The following is a 1,585-nucleotide window of genomic DNA, read 5'->3' on the forward strand; positions in this document are numbered from 1 at the left end:
ATGAAGAAAATTAAGAAAGTGCTGCTTTATGCGGTTATCTTTATTGTGCTTGCTATCGTTACTGTTATTTCCTATGTCACCCTGGCGCTGCCGGATGTGGGCAAGCCTGAAAATATCACCGTTGCCTTAACTCCGCAACGGATAGCACGGGGGCAATACCTGGCCAACCATGTTTGCCTCTGTATAGATTGCCATTCGCAGCGCGACTGGTCAAAACCCATCGGGGACATCCCCCCGGGCATTTTGGTTCCGGAGGCGACGATATTGATATATCAGAAGGTGTACCTGGTGATATTTATATACCTAATATTACGCCTTATAAACTAAGAAGCTGGACGGACGGAGAAATTTTCAGGGCAATTACTGCTGGTGAGCGAAAGGATGGTTCGGCAATATTCCCGCTGATGCCCTGGCCGCATTTTTCAAAAATTGACAGAGAAGATTTATATGCTATTATAGCCTATTTGCGGAGTTTGCCTGCCATAAAAACCAATCCATATCCAAAACCAAAACTCGATTTCCCGACCAATATTTTTGTACATACCATGCCCACGAGAGCCATTTTTGGCAAATTGCCTGATAATAGCGATACTGCTAAATATGGTGAATATTTAACCCTTATGGCCGACTGCGATCTTTGCCATTCGCGGAAAGAAAATGGAAAAATGTTTGGAAAAATAATTCCAGGATTGAATTTTGCCGGCGGGGTCGAATTCCAAATGGGTAATAAAAAAATATATTCTGCGAATATTACGCCCGAAAAGCAAACTGGAATTGGTGCCTGGACAAGAGAAGCATTTGTTGAACGTTTTAAATCGTTTACCGATTCGGCCCGGCTGAAAAATAAATCATCAAAAAACGAAGCTAGCCCAATGCCATGGTATGACTACAGTGGCATGAGTGAAACCGACCTGAAAGCGATCTATTTTTATTTAAGAACCATAAAACCGGTTTATAACAAAACTTTTAATAATTAGTGCGTTCTGGTTACCTGGTTGAAACAGCAATAGCTCAATTTAAAACGTTAGCGCCAATCCCACCAGCAATCCCGACCCTGCCTTCCGGCAGGCAGGTTTCTCAAGAGGGGAATCGCACAGGCCCGGCTTTAAAATCCGCCTTTTTCTCTATTTTTAAATCGCTAAACACTTTATGATATATAAAATGCATTCAAAACCGTCCAATCTGTTAATAAATCATCCTCACATTTGCTACCGTATCTTATCGTGAAATTATAACACGGCGAAGGGTAGCCTCTACGAGGCAATAAACTCTTTCTTGTTTTTTCTACAAATGGGTTATCCCTAACGGGATATGCTATTATATTAAGGGAGCTAATATTGTTAGAAAAAAATCAGCCAGATTATCCGGTACGGAATTTACACACGATGCATTAGCGCTAATGCCGCTTCAATTGTTGCGTACCGATGGCACGCTTTTGGTTTATTATCTATTTTTCTACCAATATTTTGCACCTAACGGCGCAATCAAAAAAAGTATGATTCATTAACTTACTAGCATTGCCCTAACGGGATATTTTTTCGGGAGTTTAAGGATTGGCGATTTATTTGAGGAGGTCACCCATTCG

1 protein-coding gene and 1 pseudogene are annotated in these 1,585 nt (G+C 41.3%); both read left to right on the plus strand.

Features of this window, described 5'->3' with window-relative positions; translation table 11 throughout:
- A pseudogene (locus QZY09_RS14305) lies at positions 1-327 on the plus strand (hypothetical protein); the annotation flags it as partial.
- Between the two features lie 77 nt (positions 328-404).
- Positions 405-977 (plus strand): hypothetical protein, encoded by a 573-nt coding sequence (locus QZY09_RS14310; RefSeq protein ID WP_295673435.1) that lies wholly within the window; start codon positions 405-407, stop codon positions 975-977.
- Positions 978-1,585: the final 608 nt, after the last annotated feature.

The sequence above is a fragment of the uncultured Mucilaginibacter sp. genome (assembly GCF_903913935.1).
In the GTDB taxonomy this organism is placed as follows: domain Bacteria; phylum Bacteroidota; class Bacteroidia; order Sphingobacteriales; family Sphingobacteriaceae; genus Mucilaginibacter.

What these genes read in the sequence shown, in the direction of transcription:
- QZY09_RS14310 (WP_295673435.1), top strand. Translation starts at nt 405, where the DNA reads ATGCCCTGGCCGCATTTTTCAAAAATTGACAGAGAAGATTTATATGCT.